The sequence below is a fragment of the Streptomyces sp. SID486 genome, assembly GCF_009865385.1.
Lineage (GTDB): Bacteria > Actinomycetota > Actinomycetes > Streptomycetales > Streptomycetaceae > Streptomyces.
Genome location: NZ_WWJT01000753.1, coordinates 1 through 3,948, shown reverse-complemented (window position 1 = coordinate 3,948; position 3,948 = coordinate 1). Strand labels below are relative to the sequence as shown.

Below are 3,948 nucleotides of genomic sequence, written 5' to 3'. Positions count from 1 at the left end.
AGGGGCGCGCCCCCGAGTCGGTGCGGCTCAAGGGGTGTGGCTCGGGATCACGCAGTTCTTCGGCTGTTGCCGGCCCGTCGGCCAGCCGAGGCCGACGAACTTCAGCCTGCCCCGGCCTTCCTGGCCCGGGTCCAGCTCGACCACCGCGACCGGTTTGTCGTACGGGTTTCCGCCGCCGGTCAGGCAGATCAGACCGCTGGTGCCCTGGACCCGGTGCCGGGACTGGAGTTGCGACCACTCCCTGCCGACGTCCTCCAGCCCCGGCACCTTCGTGGCGTCGCCGCTCTGCACCTGGTGCAGTGCCGTGCCGATGGTGACCATGCCGTCGTACACGAGGAGCGTGCGGGAGTCCTCCAGGTTCGGGGCGGAGCCGAGGTCCGTCCCCTTGCGGCGTGTGGTCTCGATCAGTTTCTCCAGGCCGTCCAGGGCCGCCTTGGGCTCGGTGAGGTACTGCGGGAGTTCGTCCTCGGTGGGCTCGCGGTCGTGACTCGCCCGCCACTTCTGGCGCCAGGCGGACAGCTCGGTGTCCCAGGCGTCCGGATGGGCGGGCGCGGCGTACTGCACCGTCACCTTGGCCGTGCCGTCGGCGCCGCGCAGCTGCCGCCAGTCCTCCGGCGCCATGTTCTGCCGCAGGGAGGCGGCGTCCGAGCCGCTGATGATGGTGTAGTGCCGCTTCTCGCAGCCCACCTGGGCGAGCTTGAGCGCGAAGAGCCTCAGGTGCAGCGTGCGCCCGGCGAAGTAGACGGTGTCCGCCTCGGTGTCGCAGATGTTGTTGGCTATCTGGGTGAACTGGTTGCCGGTCGAGCCCGCCTCGTCGATCGCGGGCGACGCGAACGACATCGCGGCGGGACCGGCCGGGCCCTTCTCCTCGATCCCGCTGAACGCCTTCGCGAGCGACTCGTCGTAGCTGTCCGGCCGGGTGTCGTAGACCAGTACGGTCCTGCGGTTCTCCCTGCCGCGGTCGCCGTTGAAGTCGGCCAGCGCCTGCGCGACGTCGTGGTTGGTCGGGATGATCCGGGCCAGGCCGGGGAACCGGGGCCTGGCCATGCCGTCCGCCCCGTCCTCGTTGGCGATCTGGTCGCCGGTGATCCGGGAGGCGAGCACCGGGACCTTGTTCCGCGTCAGCCGTCCGACGGCCTCCCGCGTGGCGTCGAGGCTCAGGTTGAAGCCCGTCACCGCGCGCAGCCGGTCCTCGGCGGAGGCGGCCATGCGCAGCAAGGTGTCCACGACCTCGGACTGGTGGGCGTAGTCCCGCCCGGGATTGGCCAGCACCAGCCGGATCTTCGGCGGCTCCCCCTCGCCCTCGTTGGCCCGCAGCTGTCCCAGGTAGGCGCCCTGGAGGTCGCTGCGTATCTGCCGCCGTACCGCCGGCTTGTCCGACTGGAACGGCAGCATCATCGCCACCGTCACATGGGGCTGGTCGTCGATCCTCTCGTTCTCCTGCGCGATGGCCCGGGCCACGGCGGTGATCTCCGCTGTGCCGAAGTCGTAGCCCGAGCCGGTGACGCCTATGCACTCACCGCCGATCCGCTCGATCCCCCCGGCGCAGGTGTCGGGCCGCTGGAGGTAGGACCAGCCGAACAGCCCCCCGGCCACGAGCGCCGCCGTCACCAGCAGCGAGTAGAGGATCTTCTTCCACCTGGGCATCCCCGTTATCTCCTTCGCCCGAGCTGATCGGTGCAGGCACAGCGCAGCAGCGGCTGGTCGTTCTCCGCCAGGGCGCTCCAGTCGGTCGCCGTCCGGCCGAGTCGGCCCGCCCCCTCGAACTCCATGATCGACAACAGGTCCAGCAGCTTGGCGAGCGTGCGGGCCGTCTCCCTGCCGGTCGGCCTGGTGCGCTCCTCGCACAGCCATACCGCGTGCAGCAGCTGGTCGACGGTACGGCGCAGCGCCGGGCCGTCCGCCGTCACCAGGCCCTGGGCGCGCTCCCGTCGGGTGTCCGCGCCGCCCGGATACGGTGCCTGGGCGATCTCCAGCAGTTCCGCGCACCATTCCCGGGGCCGGCCGGGCAGCGTGGCGGTCAGGTGGCGGACGACGTCGTCCGCGCCGCCGGACACCAGGTGGTGGTTCATCCGGTGTGCCGTGACCGAGCGGAACGCCTCGCCACCGGACGCCCCGTCCCACGTCGGACGTTCGGTGTAGTGGTCCCGCAGCAGGTGGTGGTCGGCGTACCAGGCGGCGCCGTCGGGGAGCAGGCCGTACAGCCGGTGCACCAGCAGCTGGCGCAGCCCGAAGTCCCCGATGAAGTGGCGTTCGCAGCCGGGCCACCCGGTGTCGGTGAGCAGCTGCGACACGTGGTGCGCCGTCAGGCGGTGGACGCGGCCCGCCTGGTGGTGGCGGAGCAGGACGTCCGCGCACTCGGTGTCGTGCGCCACGGACAGGTGGGTGAGCAGATCGAGCCAGTGTTCGTGGTGCTCGGCCGGCAGCCGTACCGGCAGCTGGTCCAGGACCAGTTCCCGCAGCAGTACGTCGGCCACCGGCTGCTCGGCGGAGCCGTCGCCCGGGAGCCGCAGCGGGGCGTCCAGGATGGCCCGGTCGTTGGCGTCGACGGGCATCCGGAAGCCGGCGGCAGCGGCGGCCAGCCGGATCACGGTGTGCGGGCGTCCGCCGCTCAGCCGTGCCACGGCGGCGTCCACGCGGCGCCGGTTCGTGCCGCCCTGTGGTGTCGCGCGCCGCTGCCGGCACTCGGTCTCCGTGCGGAGCTGGTCGCCGGTGAGCAGGGGCATGCGCAGCAGGAGCACCCCGTCGGCCAGCGGCGCGCGGTCCGCCTCCGCCTGCGCGCGCCGGGACCAGGCGGGCGGTACTCCGTCGGCGGGCCGGAAGTCGGCCGGGGCGGGCAGCTCTTCGGGCGGCAGCCCCTCGTACAGGAAGGCGCCCCCGTCCGCCCGGCGCGCGGTGCCGACGATGACCACGCGGTCGCGCTGCCCGCCGCGCCGGTCGGTGAGTACGGCGCGTAACAGCCGTTCCCCCAGCGGTGTCTCGGCGCGGTCCAGCAGGATCCCCGGGCGGCCGACCCGGCGCAGCCAGCCCACGGCGCCCGTGTAGGCCGCCTCCAGGTCCTCGCGCAGCGCCCGGAAGAGGAAGCTCTCCGCCAGCTCCCGTGCCTCGCCGCCGGCCTGGAAGTCGGCGGCGAGGTCGCGCAGTCCGTGCTCGGGCTGGCCGCCCGCGCCCGGGTAGGCGCCGTAGATCCGGGCCAGTTCCGTGCGGCCCCGGGGCGCGAGGCTCGCGAAGAGGGCGTCCAGCAGCGCGTTGCTGACGGACGCCGAGTAGGGGTCGAGCGTCTGCCCGGACAGGGTGGTCAGCAGGTTCCGCATGGCTCCGCGCAGGGCGCCGCGCCAGAAGTCGCCCGCGGCGAGGCCGCGTATCCGCTGCCGCTGGGGTAACTCCTCGTACCGTTCGACCTCCGCCGCGACCGCGTCGGGGGTGCCCTCCGTGACACCGGTCGCGATCATGGCGAGGCCCGCGAAGAGCCGGGGGAAGATGAACGCGCCGCCCGTCCCCTGCCAGGTGGACAGCCGCCGGGCGGCCTCGGCCAGCGCCTCGGTCGCCGCCGAGCGGGCGTCCGGTTCCGGCTCCGCCCGGTCCGCGTACACGGGTGAGCCGCAGTCCAGGTAGATCACCGGCACCTTGGCGGCGAAGCGGTCCCGTACGGCGCGCAGCAGCCGTCCCTTGCCCATGCCCGGACCGCCCGTGAGCAGCACGACGGGAAGGTCGGGGCCGTACAAGGGCTCGCGACTGCCGCCCGATGGTGACCGGCCGAACAAACGCGAGAAGAAAGCTTCCTCACCGAGGAGCCTGTCGAACCCCAGGTCATCACACACGGATCCCTCGTGAATACTCCCCCGCCCGGGAGCGGGTGCTCGATGTGGCGGAAGGAGATTAGTGGAACATGGAGCCTTCTGTTCGGACAACGGTAGTTACGCGAAAGAAAGTTGGCAGTGGGGGGTG

The 3,948-nt window shown here is 72.5% G+C and carries 2 protein-coding genes; both read right to left on the bottom strand.

What is annotated here, in order from left to right:
- Positions 1–27: 27 nt before the first annotated feature.
- Positions 28–1,647, bottom strand: a complete 1,620-nt coding sequence (locus GT045_RS35315; protein ID WP_202529325.1) for an ABC transporter substrate-binding protein — start codon at positions 1,645–1,647, stop codon at positions 28–30.
- Between the two features lie 5 nt (positions 1,648–1,652).
- Positions 1,653–3,701: a hypothetical protein gene (locus GT045_RS35310; protein ID WP_345942856.1), complete on the bottom strand. Its 2,049-nt coding sequence runs from the start codon at positions 3,699–3,701 to the stop codon at positions 1,653–1,655.
- Positions 3,702–3,948: the final 247 nt, after the last annotated feature.